At 63.4% G+C, this 15,208-nt stretch carries 17 protein-coding genes; 9 read left to right on the top strand and 8 right to left on the bottom strand.

Annotated features, from left to right (window positions below):
* Positions 1-214: 214 nt before the first annotated feature.
* From CJD35_RS10885 to folE, 3 genes are all read right to left on the bottom strand, one after another.
* The gene (locus tag CJD35_RS10885) at positions 215-991 is read right to left on the bottom strand and encodes an enoyl-CoA hydratase-related protein (RefSeq protein WP_017182033.1); all 777 of its coding nucleotides are present in this window, start codon (positions 989-991) and stop codon (positions 215-217) included.
* An 85-nt stretch (positions 992-1,076) separates the two neighbouring features.
* Positions 1,077-1,913 carry an SDR family oxidoreductase gene (locus CJD35_RS10880; RefSeq protein WP_086485434.1) on the bottom strand — a complete coding sequence of 279 codons (837 nt, stop codon included), beginning with the start codon at positions 1,911-1,913 and terminating at the stop codon, positions 1,077-1,079.
* Entirely contained in the window at positions 1,910-2,515 is a 606-nt protein-coding gene (folE, locus tag CJD35_RS10875) for a GTP cyclohydrolase I FolE (protein ID WP_017182031.1), read from the bottom strand. The genes CJD35_RS10880 and folE overlap by 4 nt, the downstream gene beginning before the upstream one ends.
* Before the next feature lie 158 nt (positions 2,516-2,673).
* Here folE and CJD35_RS10870 point away from each other — a divergent pair, with 158 nt between their 5' ends.
* Positions 2,674-3,273, top strand: coding sequence for a nucleotidyltransferase family protein (locus CJD35_RS10870; protein WP_017182030.1), 600 nt, complete (start codon positions 2,674-2,676; stop codon positions 3,271-3,273).
* Here the strand turns inward: CJD35_RS10870 and CJD35_RS10865 are convergent, their stop codons facing one another.
* Positions 3,274-4,860 (bottom strand): MFS transporter, encoded by a 1,587-nt coding sequence (locus tag CJD35_RS10865; protein WP_244917246.1) that lies wholly within the window; start codon positions 4,858-4,860, stop codon positions 3,274-3,276. It abuts the gene before it with no gap.
* 256 nt (positions 4,861-5,116) lie between these two features.
* Here CJD35_RS10865 and CJD35_RS10860 point away from each other — a divergent pair, with 256 nt between their 5' ends.
* From CJD35_RS10860 to pgl, 5 genes are all read left to right on the top strand, one after another.
* The gene (locus CJD35_RS10860) at positions 5,117-6,325 is read left to right on the top strand and encodes an acetyl-CoA C-acetyltransferase (RefSeq protein WP_017182028.1); all 1,209 of its coding nucleotides are present in this window, start codon (positions 5,117-5,119) and stop codon (positions 6,323-6,325) included.
* 118 nt (positions 6,326-6,443) lie between these two features.
* Positions 6,444-8,621, top strand: coding sequence for a 3-hydroxyacyl-CoA dehydrogenase NAD-binding domain-containing protein (locus CJD35_RS10855; protein ID WP_017182027.1), 2,178 nt, complete (start codon positions 6,444-6,446; stop codon positions 8,619-8,621).
* Between the two features lie 66 nt (positions 8,622-8,687).
* Entirely contained in the window at positions 8,688-9,686 is a 999-nt protein-coding gene (gene galE, locus CJD35_RS10850) for a UDP-glucose 4-epimerase GalE (RefSeq protein WP_017182026.1), read from the top strand.
* Positions 9,686-10,162: a YbaK/EbsC family protein gene (locus tag CJD35_RS10845; RefSeq protein WP_017182025.1), complete on the top strand. Its 477-nt coding sequence runs from the start codon at positions 9,686-9,688 to the stop codon at positions 10,160-10,162. Before galE ends, CJD35_RS10845 begins: the two co-directional genes overlap by 1 nt.
* A 4-nt stretch (positions 10,163-10,166) precedes the next feature.
* On the top strand, positions 10,167-10,856 hold the full coding sequence (pgl, locus tag CJD35_RS10840) for a 6-phosphogluconolactonase (RefSeq protein ID WP_017182024.1): 690 nt from the start codon (positions 10,167-10,169) through the stop codon (positions 10,854-10,856).
* A gap of 73 nt (positions 10,857-10,929) precedes the next feature.
* On the opposite strand, the gene CJD35_RS10835 is transcribed toward pgl, so the two are convergent.
* The 3 genes from CJD35_RS10835 to CJD35_RS10825 form a co-directional block, all read right to left on the bottom strand.
* Positions 10,930-11,478: a hypothetical protein gene (locus tag CJD35_RS10835; protein WP_026002204.1), complete on the bottom strand. Its 549-nt coding sequence runs from the start codon at positions 11,476-11,478 to the stop codon at positions 10,930-10,932.
* Between the two features lie 149 nt (positions 11,479-11,627).
* Positions 11,628-11,882, bottom strand: coding sequence for a hypothetical protein (locus tag CJD35_RS10830; protein WP_017182022.1), 255 nt, complete (start codon positions 11,880-11,882; stop codon positions 11,628-11,630).
* Positions 11,883-11,964: 82 nt separating this feature from the next.
* Positions 11,965-12,177: a hypothetical protein gene (locus CJD35_RS10825; RefSeq protein WP_241763599.1), complete on the bottom strand. Its 213-nt coding sequence runs from the start codon at positions 12,175-12,177 to the stop codon at positions 11,965-11,967.
* A gap of 134 nt (positions 12,178-12,311) precedes the next feature.
* Between CJD35_RS10825 and CJD35_RS10820 the strand changes: the two genes are divergently transcribed.
* Positions 12,312-13,424, top strand: a complete 1,113-nt coding sequence (locus tag CJD35_RS10820; RefSeq protein ID WP_017182020.1) for a sensor histidine kinase — start codon at positions 12,312-12,314, stop codon at positions 13,422-13,424.
* A gap of 5 nt (positions 13,425-13,429) precedes the next feature.
* Positions 13,430-14,173 (top strand): LytR/AlgR family response regulator transcription factor, encoded by a 744-nt coding sequence (locus CJD35_RS10815; RefSeq protein WP_019051471.1) that lies wholly within the window; start codon positions 13,430-13,432, stop codon positions 14,171-14,173.
* 88 nt (positions 14,174-14,261) lie between these two features.
* Here the strand turns inward: CJD35_RS10815 and CJD35_RS10810 are convergent, their stop codons facing one another.
* Positions 14,262-14,594, bottom strand: a complete 333-nt coding sequence (locus CJD35_RS10810) for a UrcA family protein (RefSeq protein ID WP_017182018.1) — start codon at positions 14,592-14,594, stop codon at positions 14,262-14,264.
* 156 nt (positions 14,595-14,750) lie between these two features.
* On the opposite strand from CJD35_RS10810, the gene CJD35_RS23400 reads away from it, so the two are divergent.
* Positions 14,751-14,885: a hypothetical protein gene (locus tag CJD35_RS23400; RefSeq protein WP_017182017.1), complete on the top strand. Its 135-nt coding sequence runs from the start codon at positions 14,751-14,753 to the stop codon at positions 14,883-14,885.
* The last annotated feature ends 323 nt before the right edge of the window (positions 14,886-15,208 follow it).

Below are 15,208 nucleotides of genomic sequence, written 5' to 3'. Positions count from 1 at the left end.
ATATTATGAGCCTTTCAGGGCGGCGCGCCGCGCCACACCTCTCCATGTCTTTTGTTCCGTTTCCAAGTGAAACGAGAATGCCGGAAAACCCCTCCATGGGCTGATGCGAATTTGTCAGCAGACTATCAACCGCCATGGTCCCATGCAGGCGGAACCCAGTTCAGCGGACCTACTGGTCTCCCGCATTCGCAAGAGACCACAGCACCCTGAACGCTTAGCGCCCTTTCCAGACGCCCGGCCGCTTTTCGACAAAGGCGGTCATGCCTTCCTTCTTGTCCTGCGTCGCCGTCAATATCTGGAACATGCGCCGTTCGGTCAGCAGCCCCTGGGCAAGGCCGGTTTCGAACGCGATATTGACCATTTCCTTGTTCACCATCGCGGCCATAGGCGGCATCGCGGCAATCGCGGCGGCCGTCTTGAGCGCATCGTCCAGCAGATCAGCGGCAGCCACGACACGGCTGACAAGCCCGGACCGCTCGGCTTCTTCCGCGCCCATCATGCGCCCGGTCAGGCACATTTCCATCGCCTTGGCCTTGCCCACCGCGCGGGTCAGGCGCTGCGACCCGCCCATGCCCGGCGCGACGCCCAGCTTGATTTCGGGCTGGCCGAATTTCGCCGTGTCCGCCGCAATGATGAAGTCCGCCATCATCGCCAGTTCGCATCCGCCACCCAGCGCAAAACCGGCCACAGCCGCGATCCACGGCTTGCGCGTCGCAACCACGCCGGTCTGCCAGCCGGAAAAGAAATCCTGCAGGAAGAAATCGGCCGCTTCCTTTTCGACCATTTCCTTGATGTCGGCGCCCGCCGCAAACGCCTTTTCGCTGCCGGTCAGGACCGCACAATGCTGGGTCGGGTCAGCGTCATAGGCGGCAAAGGCGGCGCTCAGGTCCGTCAACACCTGCCCATTCAGTGCATTCAGTGCCTGCGGGCGGTTGAGCGTGATCAGCGTTACCGCGTCGCGCTGTTCCACCAAAATCGTCTCATAGGTCATCGCCGTCTCCCTTATGCCTTTGGACAGGCTCTATGGTCGACGCGCGTCGACCGCCAGCCCCTACTCCGCCGCATTTGCGCCGCACCTATCGGCATAGATGCATGAAATCCCGGTCGTAGCTGCGCATGTGCGCGCCGCCATCGACATATAGCGTCTGCCCCGTCACCGCACTGGCGTCGACCAGATAGAGGACCGCCTGCGCAATCTGCTCCGCCTGCGGCAGGCGACCCAGCGGCATCATATGCTCCAGCCGCGCCATCTGATCCGCATCATAGTCGGGCGTCGCGATCGTCAACCCCGGCGCCACCGCATTGACCCGCACCTGCGGCGCCAGACTGCTCGCGGTCGTCCGGGTCAGACCCGCCAGCGCCAGTTTGGACAATGTATAGGCCAGTTGGTCGCCATGGGGATGGTCGATCCGCTGGTCCAATATATTGATGATGCACCTGTCGCCCGATCCGGCCGGGACGGTTGCGAATGCCTTGGTCAGCATGGCCGGCGCGGCGCAATTGACCGCATAATGGCGCATCAGATCCTCGGCCGTCACATCGTCCAGTCGGTCCTGCCCGAACAGCGCAGCGCTATTGACGAGGATGTCGGGCGGGCGGCCAAAGCGCGCCGCGACCTGTGCGATCAGTTCCTCGGCATTTTCGGGGTCGGCGAAATCGACGACAAAGCCTTCCCACTGCGTCCCCTCCTCCTCCAGCGTCAGCGCCAGATGCGAATCGAGCCGCGTATCATGGCTGCCGTGGATCGCCAGCGAATGGCCCGCTCTGGCCAGCACCCCGGCGATGATCCCGCCCAGACGCCGATGGCCGCCGGTCACCAGCGCCAGCCTTTTGTTCGCGATCGGCAAGGCACCCGCCTCGCCCTGACCGCGCGCGCTGCCCAATGGGCGATAGGGGACGTCCTCCTCGATCATGACGAGATGAGTTTCAGCACTTCTTCCCGCGACTTTTCGTCATCACGGAATACGCCCAGCATCCGACTGGTTTTCATGATGACATTGGGCGTCCTGACCCCACGGCCGGTCATGCAACCATGGGTCGCCTCTATCACGACGGCCACACCCTGGGGCTTCAAATGCTCCCAGATGCAGTTGGCCACTTCGGACGTCAGCCGCTCCTGCACCTGCAAGCGATTGGCAAAGGCATGCAGCACGCGGGCCAGCTTGGAAATGCCGACCACATAGTCGCCCGGCAGATAGGCGATATGCGCCTTCCCCACGATCGGCGCCATATGATGTTCGCAATGCGACTGAAACGGAATGTCCTTCAACAACACGACATCGTCATATCCGCCCACCTCATGAAAAATGCGCGAGAGATGATAGGCGGGATCGTCATGATAGCCCCGGCAATATTCGCGCCAGGCCCTCGCCACACGTTCAGGCGTCTCGATCAACCCTTCGCGTTCGGGCGCATCGCCCGACCAGCGGATCAGCGTGCGGATCGCTTCCGAAACCTCTGCCGGAACCGGCTCCTTGCCTTCGCCAACCATCTCCGCATCGGGATCACATGCCATGAACAGGGCCACTCCTTATCGTATCGGCCCCGCATATGGCGACTAGCCCCGCCGATGACCAGACCCTTTGACGGTGGTGGACACAAGATCGCGGCGGTGGCAAATCGGACAAAAACAGAAGGTCGCCACACATAATATGCCAATCATTGTCTCGTCTCATGCGTACTGAACGGATCGCAGCTGTCCTGTTGGCGGCCGGCACCTCATCGCGTTTTGGTGAGGAGGACAAGCTGATGGCGGAGCTGCGCGGCAAGCCGCTCGCCGCCCACACGCTTGAAACCGTAGCTTCGATGGCGTTTGCCGAACTGATCGCCGTCGTCCGCCCGATAGAGGTCGCCCCCGTCCTGCATCGCAAGCTTGACCGGCGCGGCTACACCATCATCGTCAACGATCGTCCCGAAGACGGCATTTCGGGCAGCATCGTGCGCGCGGTCGAGCATGTCATGCCGGTGAACCGCATCCGCGGCATCCTTATCTGCCTGGCCGATATGCCCGAAGTGCCCCAGACCCACTATAACCGCATCTGCCTGGCAGCGGAGGACATAAGATCGGTCGTCGCCAGCACCGATGGATTCTCCTCTTCCCCGCCCGCTTTCATAGGCCGCAAGCATTTCCCCGAATTGCTGGCGCTCAAGGGCGATCAAGGGGCGCGGGCGCTGCTCAGCCACGGGCTTCAAATCGAAACCACCGGCAATGTCCTGCATGACATCGACACGCCGGAGGACTTGCCCGGCTGGCGACCGGCACCCTCCGATTGATCAGCTCGATCGCGTCGGGTCCGTCATCGCATCGCCCATTTCGCGCGGATCGGGCGCGCGGCTGATCGGCAGCGATCCGGTCTGCCGTTCCAGCATCCGGTGAACCACTGGCGGGATCGGGCCGGTGTGCAGCGCCCAGATCGCGTCGCTATTGGCAATATCGGCCACGGTGCGCCGCTGGTTATGGCGCACATAGTCCAGCCAGGTCGACACATGATAGCGTTCCAGCCATAGTTCCGGATCGCCAAGATCGCGCATCAGCGACCAGCCATGCGCGCCGTCGCGCCGCCTGATCCGTCGCCGCTCGCTCATTGCCGCCAGAAAGGGGACGATCGACCCCGCCGGAATGCGATATTCGATCGTCACGACCACTGGCCCGCTACGCGGTTCGACCGGCACGGCGGTATCAGGTTCACGCCAGCTGTTTTGCAGATCCAGATTGTCGTCGCCCGTCTGTGGCAAGCGCCAGACAAGGCCCAGCATCGCCGCGACAAACTGGGCCGCCGCCGACGCATAGAGCGCTTCGACCACGCCATGAGACTCGGCCAGCCAGCCAAACAGCCAGGCGCCGATCGCCATACCGCCGAAAGCAGTCATCTGATAGAGCGACACCGCGCGCGCCACCACCCAGCGCGGCGCGGACATCTGCACCGATACGTTGAACGTCGCCAGCGCCGTCACCCAGCCGAACCCGGCGAGGAGATAGCCCAGCAAGGCTAGCGCCAGCCAACCGCTCGCGCCGGTGATCGCGGTTCCCAGCGCCAGCGTCAGCGCCGCTGTCCGCACGATGGTTTCGACGGAATAGCGCGTACGCAGTCGGCGCGTGGACAGCGCGCCAATCACGGCGCCGATGCCGAAAGCGCCGCTCGTCACGCCGAATGTCAGCGCCCCGCCGCCCAATATGTTGCGCGCGACCAGCGGCATCAGCGCCGACACCGCACTCGCGCCGATGCCGAACACGCCCGCGCGCAGCAGCACCAGCTGGATTTTGGGCGACATCGCCACATAACGCACGCCTGCGCGCATCGCGACGCCCAGCCGCTCGCGCGGCAACAGCTTGGCTGGCAGGTCGGGCCGCCAGCGGAACAGCACCGCCAGCAGCGCGATATAGGTCAGCGCATTGGTCAGGAATGCGGCTGCGGCACCTGCGGTCGCGACGATGACCCCGCCCAGCGCCGGGCCGACGCTGCGTGCCAGGTTGAACCCCATGCTGTTCATCGCCACCGCGCTCGGCAGGATTGCGCGCGGGACCATATCGCCCACCGATGCCTGCCAGGCCGGGCCGTTGATCGCTGTGGCGCAGCCCAGCGCAAAGGTGAAGGCCAGCAGCAGCCATGGCGTAATCATCCCCGCCCAGGCCGTGATTGCCAGCGCAGCCGACACGATCAGCATCGCCAATTGGCAACCGATCATCACCATGCGCCGGTCCAGATTGTCCGCAACCGCCCCCGCCCATAGCGACAGCAGCATGATCGGCAGTGTCGTCGCCGCCGGAACCAGCGCGATTAGCAACGGGGAAGCCGAAAGCGACGTCATCATCCATGCCGCGCCGACAGACTGGATCAACCCGCCAAAATTCGACACCAGACTGGCCGTCCAGATCGCACGAAAAATGGGAATGGAAAGCGGCGACGGGGCTTTGGGGGAATCAACATCGGGCACATGCCCATGAAGCGGAATATCGTCCGCCGGTCAAACCCGTCAGTCTTTGGCCCCTGCCCTTACGTCAGAGCCACGCCACGCAAAAACTGCATTTCTTGCTTGCACTTTACGTAAACGTAAATACATTCAAGTGCGTATCCGATGCCCCCGGCAAGGGTGACCCACGGAGAGGGAAAATCTTATGGAAGCCTATATTTATGACGCCGTCAGGACGCCCCGTGGTCGGGGCAAGCCCGATGGGTCGCTGCACGAAATCACCCCGATCCAGTTGGCGACGCAGACGCTGGAAGCGATCCGTGATCGCAACGCCATCGATACCGCCGATGTCGACGATGTGATTCTGGGCTGCGTAACGCCAGTGGGCGAACAGGGCGCGGACATTGCGCGCACCGCCGTGCTGAACGCCGACTATGCACAGACAACGCCGGGCGTGCAGGTCAACCGGTTCTGCGCGTCTGGCCTTGAAGCCGTGAACATCGCGGCGGCGAAGGTCATGTCGGGCGAAGCGCTCTTCGCCATCGGCGGTGGCGTCGAATCGATGAGCCGCGTGCCGATGGCATCTGACGGCGGCGCAATCGCGATGGACCCCGCAGTCGCCTACAAGACCTATTTTGCGCCGCAGGGCATCGGCGCGGACGTCATAGCCACCAAGTTCGGCATCAGCCGCGACGATGCCGACGCCTATGCCGTGGAAAGCCAGAAGCGCGCCAAGATGGCGTGGGACGAAGGCCGCTTTGCCAAATCAATCGTCCCCGTGCGCGACGTGATCGGCCAGATCGTGCTCGACCATGACGAACATATGCGCCCGGACGCCACGATGCAGTCGCTGGGCGCGCTGAAACCCAGCTTCACCGCCCTTGGTGAGGAGATGCCCGGCTTCGACACCGTCGCCCTGCTGCGCTATCCCGAACTGGAAAGGGTCAACCATATTCACCATGCCGGCAACAGCAGCGGCATCGTCGATGGCGCCGCCGCCGTCCTGGTCGGTGGCAAGGATATTGGCGACAAATATGGCCTGAAGCCCCGCGCCAGCATCCGCGCCATGGCCTCGATCGGTTCGGAACCGCTCATCATGCTGACAGGGCCGGAATTTGTCGCAGGCAAGCTGCTGTCACGCGCGGGCATGACTGCCGCCGACATCGATCTGTGGGAACTCAACGAAGCCTTCGCCAGCGTCGTGCTGCGCTACATGCAGGCGATGCAGCTCGACCATGACCAGATCAACGTCAATGGCGGCGCGATCGCCATGGGTCATCCGCTCGGCGCGACCGGCGCCATGGTGCTGGGCACCGCGCTCGACGAACTGGAACGGTCGGGCAAGGGCACCGCGCTCATCAACCTGTGTGTTGGCGCAGGCATGGGCACCGGCATCATCATCGAACGTATCTAGCTATTTCCGTTCGGGCTGAGCGACGTCGAAGCCCACCATCGAACGCAGTGAGATGCCTTCGCTCCGCTCAGGCGAGCCCTTAGACCGGCTCAGGGCGAACGGGGGAGAGGAGATCAAAATGAACAGCATCACTATCAGCACCGACGCCGACGGCATCGCCACCTTGATGATCGACGTGCCGGACCAGTCGATGAACGTCATCGGCCCGGATTTCATCGCCGATCTGGACGCCGCGATCACCCGCATCGCGTCGGACGACGCGATCAAGGGCGCCGTGATCGCGTCGGGCAAGGATAGCGGCTTCATGGCCGGCATGGACCTTAAATATTTCGGCTCGATGCTTGCCACCAGCGATGGCAGCCGCCCGCAGCCCGCTGCGATCTTCGATCAGGTGTTCGTTCTCAACCAGTTGTTCCGCCGCCTCGAAACCTGTGGCAAGCCCGTCGCCTGCGCGATCGAAGGCACCTGCGTTGGCGGCGGCTTTGAACTCGCCCTCGCCTGCCACCGCCGGATCGTCGGCGACAGTCCCAAGACCCAGCTTGGCCTGCCCGAAATCCTGATCGGCCTGTTCCCCGGCGGCGGCGGGTCGCAGCGTCTGCCACGCCTCATCGGCGTGCAGGCTGCGCTCATGTACATGCTGCAAGGCAAGCTGTTCCGTCCCGCCGAAGCGGCGATGCTGAAAGCCGTCGATCAGGTCGTGCCGCAGGGCACGGCGCTGGAAACCGCGCGCGAATGGGTCAAGGCCAACCCCAACGCCGCGAGCCAGCCATGGGACGTCAAGGGTTTCAAATTTCCCGGCGGTGCGGGCGGGTTCAACCCCGCCTTCGTGCAGACCATGGTGGGCGCGCTGCCGATGACGCTCAAGCAGACCCAGCGTAACATGAATGCGCCCATCGCCTTGCTGTCGGCGGTCTATGAAGGGGCGATCCTGCCCTTCGACCGCGCGATCCGCGTCGAAAGCAAATATTTCGCCAGGGTCGCGGCCGATCCGCAGGCCGGCAACATGATCCGCAGCCTGTTCGTCAACAAGCAGGCCGCCGAACGCGGCGCGCGCCGCCCCAAGGACCAGCCCAAGGCCCCGACCATGAAGCTCGCCATGCTGGGCGCGGGCATGATGGGTGCAGGGATTGCCACCGTCGCCGCGCAGGCGGGGATGGAGGTCATCCTGTTCGACCGCGACATTGCCTATGCGCAAAAGGGCAAGGCGCATGTCGAATCCGTCCTGTCCAAGCGGCTTGGCAAGGGGATGACGCCCGAAAAGCTGGCCGCCACCCTCGCCCGCGTCACGCCGACCGCAACCTATGCCGACCTGGCAGGCGCGGACTTCGTGATCGAGGCGGTGTTCGAGGATGTCGCGATCAAGGCTGAAGTCACGAAGCAGGTCGAGGCTGTGCTTGGCCCCGACGTCATCTTCGGGTCCAACACCTCCACCCTGCCGATCACCAAGCTGGCGGGCGCATGGTCCAAGCCGGAAAATTTCATCGGCGTCCATTTCTTCTCGCCGGTCGAAAAAATGCCGCTGGTCGAAATCATCCTGGGCAAGCAGACTGGCCCCGCCGCCATTGCCAAGGCGCTCGATTTCGTCGCCCAGATCAAGAAAACGCCGATCGTCGTCAATGACTCGCGCGGTTTCTACACCTCGCGCTGCTTCGGCACCTATGTGCAGGAAGGTGCGGAACTGGTGGCCGAAGGGATCAATCCCGCGCTGATCGAAAATGCGGGCAAGCAATTGGGTATGCCCGTCGGCCCGCTCGCGGTCAGCGACGAAGTGTCGATCGAACTCGGCTATAAGGTGATGACGGCGGCCAAGAAGGAACTGGGCGACGCCTATGTCGCGCAATGTTCCGACGACGTCATGACGCAGATGGTGGAACTCGATCGCCTGGGCCGCAAAAATGCCAAGGGATGGTATGACTATCCCGAAAATGGCAAGAAAGCGCTCTGGCCCGGTATCGCCGATCTGTTCCCCCGTGCCGAGGATCAGCCGGATGTCGAGGCGGTCAAGGAGCGCCTTCTCTATCGCCAACTGGTCGAATGCGCCCGCTGTTTCGAGGAAGGCGTGCTGGAAACGCCTGAAGATGGCGACATTGGCGCCATCTTCGGCTGGGGCTTTGCCCCTTACACCGGCGGTCCCTTCGCTCATATGGACACGGTCGGCATCGCCCATGTCGTTGCGGTGCTGGACCGGCTGGCCGCGACCCATGGGAATCGCTTCGCGCCCACCGCGCAACTGCGCGAGATGGCGTCCACCGGCAGCACATTCTACCGCCCCGCGCCATCCCGCGCTGCGGCATGAAAAGACTGTAAATCGTAGCGTCGCTCGTTTAGGTCTCCCCATGACATCTGGGGAGACCTATTCTTTATGAGCGACAAACCGACGATCCTGGTAACAGGCGGCGCAGGCTATATCGGCAGCCACGCCGTATTGGCTCTGAAGGACGCCGGCTATGGCGTCGTCGTCATCGACAATCTTGTCACCGGGTTCGACTGGGCGGTGCCCGATGGGGTGCCGCTGGTGCGTGGCGACATTGCCGATCAGCCTTTGGTCGAATCCACCCTGCGCAAGCATGAAATCCGCGCGATCATGCATTTTGCAGGATCGGTCGTCGTGCCCGAATCCGTCGAAAACCCGCTCAAATATTACCACAATAACAGCGCCAAGACCCGCGACCTGATAGAGAGCGCGGTTCGCGTCGGCGTCAACCATTTCATCTTCTCTTCGACGGCCGCCACCTATGGCATTCCCGAAGAAAGCCCGGTCAAGGAAACGACGCCGCAACGGCCGATCAACCCGTACGGCATGTCGAAACTCATGACCGAATATATGCTGCGCGACGTCGCGGCGGCCCATCCGATGAACTTTTGCGCCCTGCGCTATTTCAACGTTGCGGGGGCGGACCCGCAGGGACGCAGCGGCCAGTCGACCGCAGGCGCCACCCACCTCATCAAGGTCGCGGTTGAAGCAGCGCTCGGCAAGCGCGCAGGCGTCTCGGTTTTCGGCACGGACTTCGACACCCCTGACGGCACCGGCGTTCGCGACTATATCCATGTAACGGACCTTGCCGCCGCCCATGTCCTCGCCCTCGAAGCCCTGATGGCCGATCCCGCGCGCAGCCACCTGCTCAATTGCGGCTATGGCCGGGGCTTCTCCGTCCTTGAAGTGCTCGACGCCGTGGATCGTGTCACCAACATGACCATCAACCGCACCTTGGGACCGCGCCGCGCGGGCGATCCCGATGCGCTGATCTCCGACAATCGCGCCATTCTGTCCACCTTCCCATGGGAACCGCGCTACGCCGATCTCGACCTCATCGTCCGCCACGCCCTGGCATGGGAGCGCAGCCTGAGCGAACGCGCCTGATGAGCGAAGCCTCCGTACGCGCCTGGTTCGCTGCAAATGCGCCGGACATCGCGATCATCGACCAGGGCGTCAGCACAGCTACCGTGCTGGAGGCGGCGCAGGCGCTGGGCGTCGAGCCTGCCCGCATCGCCAAGACGCTGTCGCTGCGCGTCGGTGACACCGTCGCCTTGGTCTGTACCCGTGGCGATGCCCGCCTGCATAACGCAAAGGCGAAAGCCGCGCTCGGCGCCAAACCCCGCATGCTTGGTGCTGACGAAGTCGAGGCCATCACCGGCCACCCGGTCGGCGGCGTCTGCCCTTTCGGCCTCGCTGCGCCGCTTCCGGTCTATTGCGACGTCTCGCTCCAAGCCTTCGCCACCGTCTTTCCAGCCGCCGGTTCACGCACCAGTTCGGTCGAACTCACCCCCGCCCGCCTCGCGCAACTGACTGACGCTAAATGGATCGACATCTGCACCCTGCCTGAAACCGTGGAATAATCACATGCCGACAGAGTATCATTTCACCGACGGTGGTGCAGCCGCCGCCGACCTCGCCACCCGCATCGCGACCGTGCTGAGCGAAGCGATCGCAACGCGCGGCACCGCTAGCCTCGCTTTGTCCGGTGGCCGGTCGCCAAAGCCCGTGCTGGAGGCACTCGCCCGCACCCCGCTCGACTGGAGCAAGGTTGTCGTAACTTTGGTCGACGAACGATGGGTGGCGCCCGATGCGCCCGACAGCAATGAACGGCTGCTGCGCGATACCTTGCTGACCGGCCCGGCCGCCGCCGCGCACTTCGTGCCGATGAAAAATGACGCGGCAGATGCTTATGCAGGCCGGCCCGCCGTCGAAGCCGCCTTCGCCGCCATTCCTTGGCCGCTCGACATAGTGCTGCTGGGCATGGGCGAGGATGGCCACACCGCCTCGCTTTTTCCCGCTGCGGCGGAACTGGCCGATGGCCTATCGAGCACCGCCCGCACCATCGCGGTCACGCCCCCCGCAGCGCCGCACCAGCGCCTCTCGCTGACGGCCAGCGCCATATTGGCCGCGCGCCACATCTTTCTGCAAATCAGCGGCGACGCCAAGAAGGCGGTCTATGCCCAAGCGCTGGAGGATGGCCCGGTCGAAACACTGCCTATCCGCCTTGCCCTGCTTCAGGCGCAGACGCCGGTGGAAGTCTGGATTAGCGCCTGAAAAGGCTTCCCCCGGCAGGAGAGGATTGACGACAAAAACGCCGCCTCCCCCCGGAAGCGGCGTCCAGTCAGCCTTAGTTGGCTTTGCTCATATCCACCTTCTCAACCCATTCGGGGTAGAAGGTCGGCTCGCGGTTGGACCAGCCAGCCGCCGTCGCCGCCGCTTCGCTGATCGACTGAAGCAGCGTACGACGCTTTTCGGGATGCAAATGCGGCAGACTGGCCGCCGCGCAGAAGGCGCCCGGAAGCCAGGGCCGTGCCCCCGCACCCAGCAGCCGCTCATAAAGAAAACGATAGGCCGAAAAACTTGCCAGCCGGTCCTGCCCCAGATCGAAGGCGGAGATGGTGACGAGCGGCGCCATGAATGGCTCGACCTGATCCAGCCCACTATCATCGGGCACGCGCGCCTTGATCTCCTCGATCCGGCCATAGATGCGGGCTTGTGCGCGAATGGAGGCTTCCTCCACCATGTCGCGCGACCACAGCTTCATCGCATCGCGACGATGCAGCCCAATATCCAGCGACCGACGAATATAGCGTTGCGTGGCAGACGGGAAACTGGCGAATTCACGCAATTCCGCCAAGGTTACGGCCCCGTCCGCAGGTCTTGCACTCGTACCCATTGTCATGCCCTCCGACTCCAAGTCGATCGTAGGAACATGCGCCTCTTATGGTTGCTAAAGGCTTAAGCGCCTGTTCCACGGCCATTCACAACGGACCAGATTTTGTTGTGCGGCGCAACATGAAAATTTGGCCTCGGTTGCGCAATCTTTCACGCGCCCGTCTGTCGCTCCAGCACTGCGCCGATCATGCTGCGCCACACCGCGACGTCGCCCGCCTGCGCCATCTGCGCGTCCGGTTCGCGCAACGTGTGCAATATTGCATAGGCATCATCGACATGACTGGGCCACGCCGCATCCACCGCGCCTGCCGCATGGGGATCGCTGCCGCCGCCATTCAGGCTAAGCTGACGGCCGGCAAGAACGCGGGCTATGCGTTCGATCGCGGGGGTGGCAGATGTCGGCATGGATGATCGCTCCTCTCAAAAACGCAGGTGCGTATTCGCAATCCCGCGAAGCAAAACTAGCATGATTTGCGGCAAAGAACCATCAATCCTGCCCTTCCTTGAAGCCCGACGAAGGCACCGGATCGCCCTTGTCACCCGGACGGGTGGCGGCTGGTGGATCGGACGCATCCATCGAATCCTTCAACCCTTCGTCCAGCTTCTCTTCCTCGCTCAGCACATGATCCTGTGCATCGGATTCACGCGCATCGCCCGCTTCCTCGCGACTGTTGGGGCGGACATCATCCTGATCGTTCATCACACTCTCCTTCTTGCCTGTTTCAACGGGCGGCGGCGGGCGGCGGTTCCCATGTTCGACCAACGGGCGGGGCAGTTCGACCAGCTACCGTGCCATGGGGCGACATTTCCCCCGCCAGCGCGTAAAAGGTGAAGATGACAAGCCTTCCCGACGACGGCGAACGCGGCGTATCCCCCGCGGTCGCGCTTTATTCCATTCTTGGTTTCTGGCTCTTCTACGCCATACTCGTAACCCTGCGCGCCGCCGTGATGGGCTTTGAATCGCAGGGCGAACTGGGTATTCGCCGCGCCGTCGTCACGGTGATCGGCATAGTCGTCACCTGGGTTCTCTACCTGGTGCTGCGCCGCTTCGACGCCAAGCCTTTAAGCGTCCGCATCGTCGCCGCCTTCTCGCTCGCCGCCCCCTTCGCGCTCGCGATGGCGTCTGCCAATTTCTACATGTTCAACGTCTATGACCCGGTGAATATCTTCACCGACGGCGATCGGGGCAAATATGCCAGCGAAGAGGCTTTTGCCCTGATCCAGATCGTCGAAGATGCGATCAGCCGCTATTTCTTCCTCGCCGCCTGGGCTGGCCTCTATCTCGCCTTGTCCTACGCCAGCGAAGCCCATCGTACGGAACGCCGCGCTGCCCGGCTGGAGCGCGCGGCCCAGCAGGCCGAACTGCGATCGCTGCGCTATCAGGTGAACCCGCATTTCCTGTTCAACACGCTCAACTCCCTCTCCTCCCTCGTCATGAAGGACCGGCGGGACGAGGCGGAGCAGATGATCATGTCACTCTCCAACTTCTACCGCACCAGCTTGACCGGCGATCCGCTGGACGACGTGCCGTTGGAGGAGGAAGTCCATCTCCAGAAACTCTATCTCGATATTGAGGGGGTTCGCTTTCCCGACCGGCTGAATACGGTGATCGATATTCCTCCCGGCCTGATGAGCGCTTGCGTCCCCGGCCTCATCCTCCAGCCGCTCGTCGAAAATGCCATCAAATATGGCGTCTCGCGCACCTCCAGCCCGGTCGAGATCCGTATCACCGCAAGGGAAGATGGCGGATTGATGCACATCGCCGTCACCGACGATGGCGACAACCCGCCCAGCCTGTCGGACAGCGGCAGCGGCATTGGCCTTGCCAATGTGCGGGACAGGCTATCAGCGCGCTTTGGCGATCAGGGCCAGATCGCCTATGGTCCGCGCGAGGAGAAGGGATTTTCCGTCCTCCTCACCCTACCCATCATCCGTCGGGGTTGCTGACGTCCATGTCCATCCGCACCATGATCGTTGACGATGAACCGCTTGCCGTCGAGCGGCTCCAGATGCTGTGCGCGCGTGAACCGCGCATCGCGCTTGTGGGCACCGCCACCGATGGCGAAGCTGCGCTACGCCTGATCGAAGGATTGAAGCCCGACCTCGTCATGCTCGACATCGCCATGCCGTTGCTCGACGGCATCGGCGTCGCCCGCGCGGTCGGGCGCATGGGCATCCGCCCGGCCGTCATCTTCGTTACCGCCTTTGAAGGGTTCGCGGTCGAAGCCTTCGACCTGGCCGCCATCGATTATATGCTCAAGCCCGTGGCGCACGATCGCCTGACCCGCGCCATCGACCGGGTCGAGGCAGTGTTGCGCAACCGCGCGCCCGAAGGCATCCCTGCACCCGCCGAACCACAACCCGACTGGGCCGAAGAATTCTGGGTGCCCCATCGTTCCGAACTGATCCGCATCGCCACTGACCAGATCGACCGGATCGAAGCCGAACGCGACTATATGCGCCTGCATGTCGGCAGCCACAGCTATCTGCTGCACCAGACGATCAGCAGCTTGGAGGAGCGGCTCGATCCGCAGCAGTTCGTCCGCCTCCATCGCTCCCACATCGTCCGGCGCGATCATATCGCCCGCCTGCGTCATGACGGCAGCGGCGTCTGGTTCGCCGCGCTCGTCGACGGTAACGAAATCCGCATTGGCCGCACCTTCCTGGCCAACGCCCGCGCCATGACGGGACGCTGAGGCGGAACAACGGCGCGTCGCCCTGCCCTCACGCAAAAAAGCCCGGCATTGGCCGGGCTTCTTCACAATTTGGCGGGTACCCCGGTAATCAGTTCTGCATGCCCTTCGCGCCTGCATCGGCATAGCGTTCGCTGGTTTCGGCACGAGCGATGGCGGCGTTGACCGGCGCTTCGACATGCGCGATCGCCTGCGTCTTGCATGCCTGCTTGGTGGCGTGGTCGGTCGACTTGCAAACCCGGTTTGCCGCGCGGGAAATGCGCTGACGCAATTCCCGCTGGTCGGACGCCTTGGACAGGTTCAGGTCGCCATGGCGCACTTCGCTCGTGCGGCCATTGGATATAAATTCACCAGCCGAAGCCGAACCGGCGGTGGCGATCAGCGCGAAGGAACCGAGCGCGGCGAAAAGGGTCGAACGGAACATGGGCTTATCTCCTCAAATCTGCTGTGGCTCAATCGCCACTTATCGACCACCGCCTGTTAGGGGCGGGCGGCGGTCCGGGTGCGAACGGGGCGGGCCTGGGGATCATTTGGGGTCGGCGCCGTCTCCCGTTCGCCCACCCTGTTTAGGCGCGGGCCGATGATGACGCCCGCCTGGTTCGACCGGCGGCACTCCGCATCGGCCAACGACGCTCCCATCGACAAAGCGCCGCGCGGCTCGGACAAACAGCGCGACGAACGACATGAACAGGCCGCCAAACGACATTTGCCGTAACGGAAAGCGGGAATCGCAACGAATGGCGGATGCGGAATTCGCGCGCCTGCGACAGCAGGGTCAGCGCATCGGTCCGCGCCAGCCAAACGAGAAAACGCCCCCGGCGCAAGGGATGGCCGGGGGCGTATCCAGGATGCTGTCGGGCACCGGGATCGGGATGAACTGTTGCGGAAAAGACGGTGCGACATCTGCGCAGCCGTTTTCTGCATGGCGCTCATCATAGCTGCAATGCCGCTGCGCGAACGCCCCGTTCGACAACCTGCCCCGGCAATACGCCCGGCGGCATTCCCCGGCGACAAACCGCCGACCGACATCCACCAACG

It is taken from the genome of Sphingobium xenophagum (assembly GCF_002288285.1).
Lineage (GTDB): Bacteria > Pseudomonadota > Alphaproteobacteria > Sphingomonadales > Sphingomonadaceae > Sphingobium > Sphingobium xenophagum.
This window is presented reverse-complemented; position numbering and strand designations above follow the sequence as displayed.

Bases quoted from the DNA above. Each gene is read 5' to 3' on its own strand.
- pgl (WP_017182024.1), top strand. From the start codon at position 10,167: ATGCCGACAGAGTATCATTTCACCGACGGTGGTGCAGCCGCCGCCGAC.
- CJD35_RS10880 (WP_086485434.1), bottom strand. From the start codon at position 1,913: ATGATCGAGGAGGACGTCCCCTATCGCCCATTGGGCAGCGCGCGCGGT.
- CJD35_RS10860 (WP_017182028.1), top strand. From the start codon at position 5,117: ATGGAAGCCTATATTTATGACGCCGTCAGGACGCCCCGTGGTCGGGGC.
- CJD35_RS10815 (WP_019051471.1), top strand. From the start codon at position 13,430: ATGTCCATCCGCACCATGATCGTTGACGATGAACCGCTTGCCGTCGAG.
- CJD35_RS10820 (WP_017182020.1), top strand. From the start codon at position 12,312: ATGACAAGCCTTCCCGACGACGGCGAACGCGGCGTATCCCCCGCGGTC.
- CJD35_RS10835 (WP_026002204.1), bottom strand. From the start codon at position 11,478: ATGGGTACGAGTGCAAGACCTGCGGACGGGGCCGTAACCTTGGCGGAA.
- CJD35_RS10855 (WP_017182027.1), top strand. From the start codon at position 6,444: ATGAACAGCATCACTATCAGCACCGACGCCGACGGCATCGCCACCTTG.
- CJD35_RS10885 (WP_017182033.1), bottom strand. From the start codon at position 991: ATGACCTATGAGACGATTTTGGTGGAACAGCGCGACGCGGTAACGCTG.
- CJD35_RS10810 (WP_017182018.1), bottom strand. From the start codon at position 14,594: ATGTTCCGTTCGACCCTTTTCGCCGCGCTCGGTTCCTTCGCGCTGATC.
- galE (WP_017182026.1), top strand. From the start codon at position 8,688: ATGAGCGACAAACCGACGATCCTGGTAACAGGCGGCGCAGGCTATATC.
- CJD35_RS23400 (WP_017182017.1), top strand. From the start codon at position 14,751: ATGATGACGCCCGCCTGGTTCGACCGGCGGCACTCCGCATCGGCCAAC.
- CJD35_RS10830 (WP_017182022.1), bottom strand. From the start codon at position 11,882: ATGCCGACATCTGCCACCCCCGCGATCGAACGCATAGCCCGCGTTCTT.
- CJD35_RS10870 (WP_017182030.1), top strand. From the start codon at position 2,674: ATGCGTACTGAACGGATCGCAGCTGTCCTGTTGGCGGCCGGCACCTCA.
- folE (WP_017182031.1), bottom strand. From the start codon at position 2,515: ATGGCATGTGATCCCGATGCGGAGATGGTTGGCGAAGGCAAGGAGCCG.
- CJD35_RS10845 (WP_017182025.1), top strand. From the start codon at position 9,686: ATGAGCGAAGCCTCCGTACGCGCCTGGTTCGCTGCAAATGCGCCGGAC.
- CJD35_RS10825 (WP_241763599.1), bottom strand. From the start codon at position 12,177: ATGAACGATCAGGATGATGTCCGCCCCAACAGTCGCGAGGAAGCGGGC.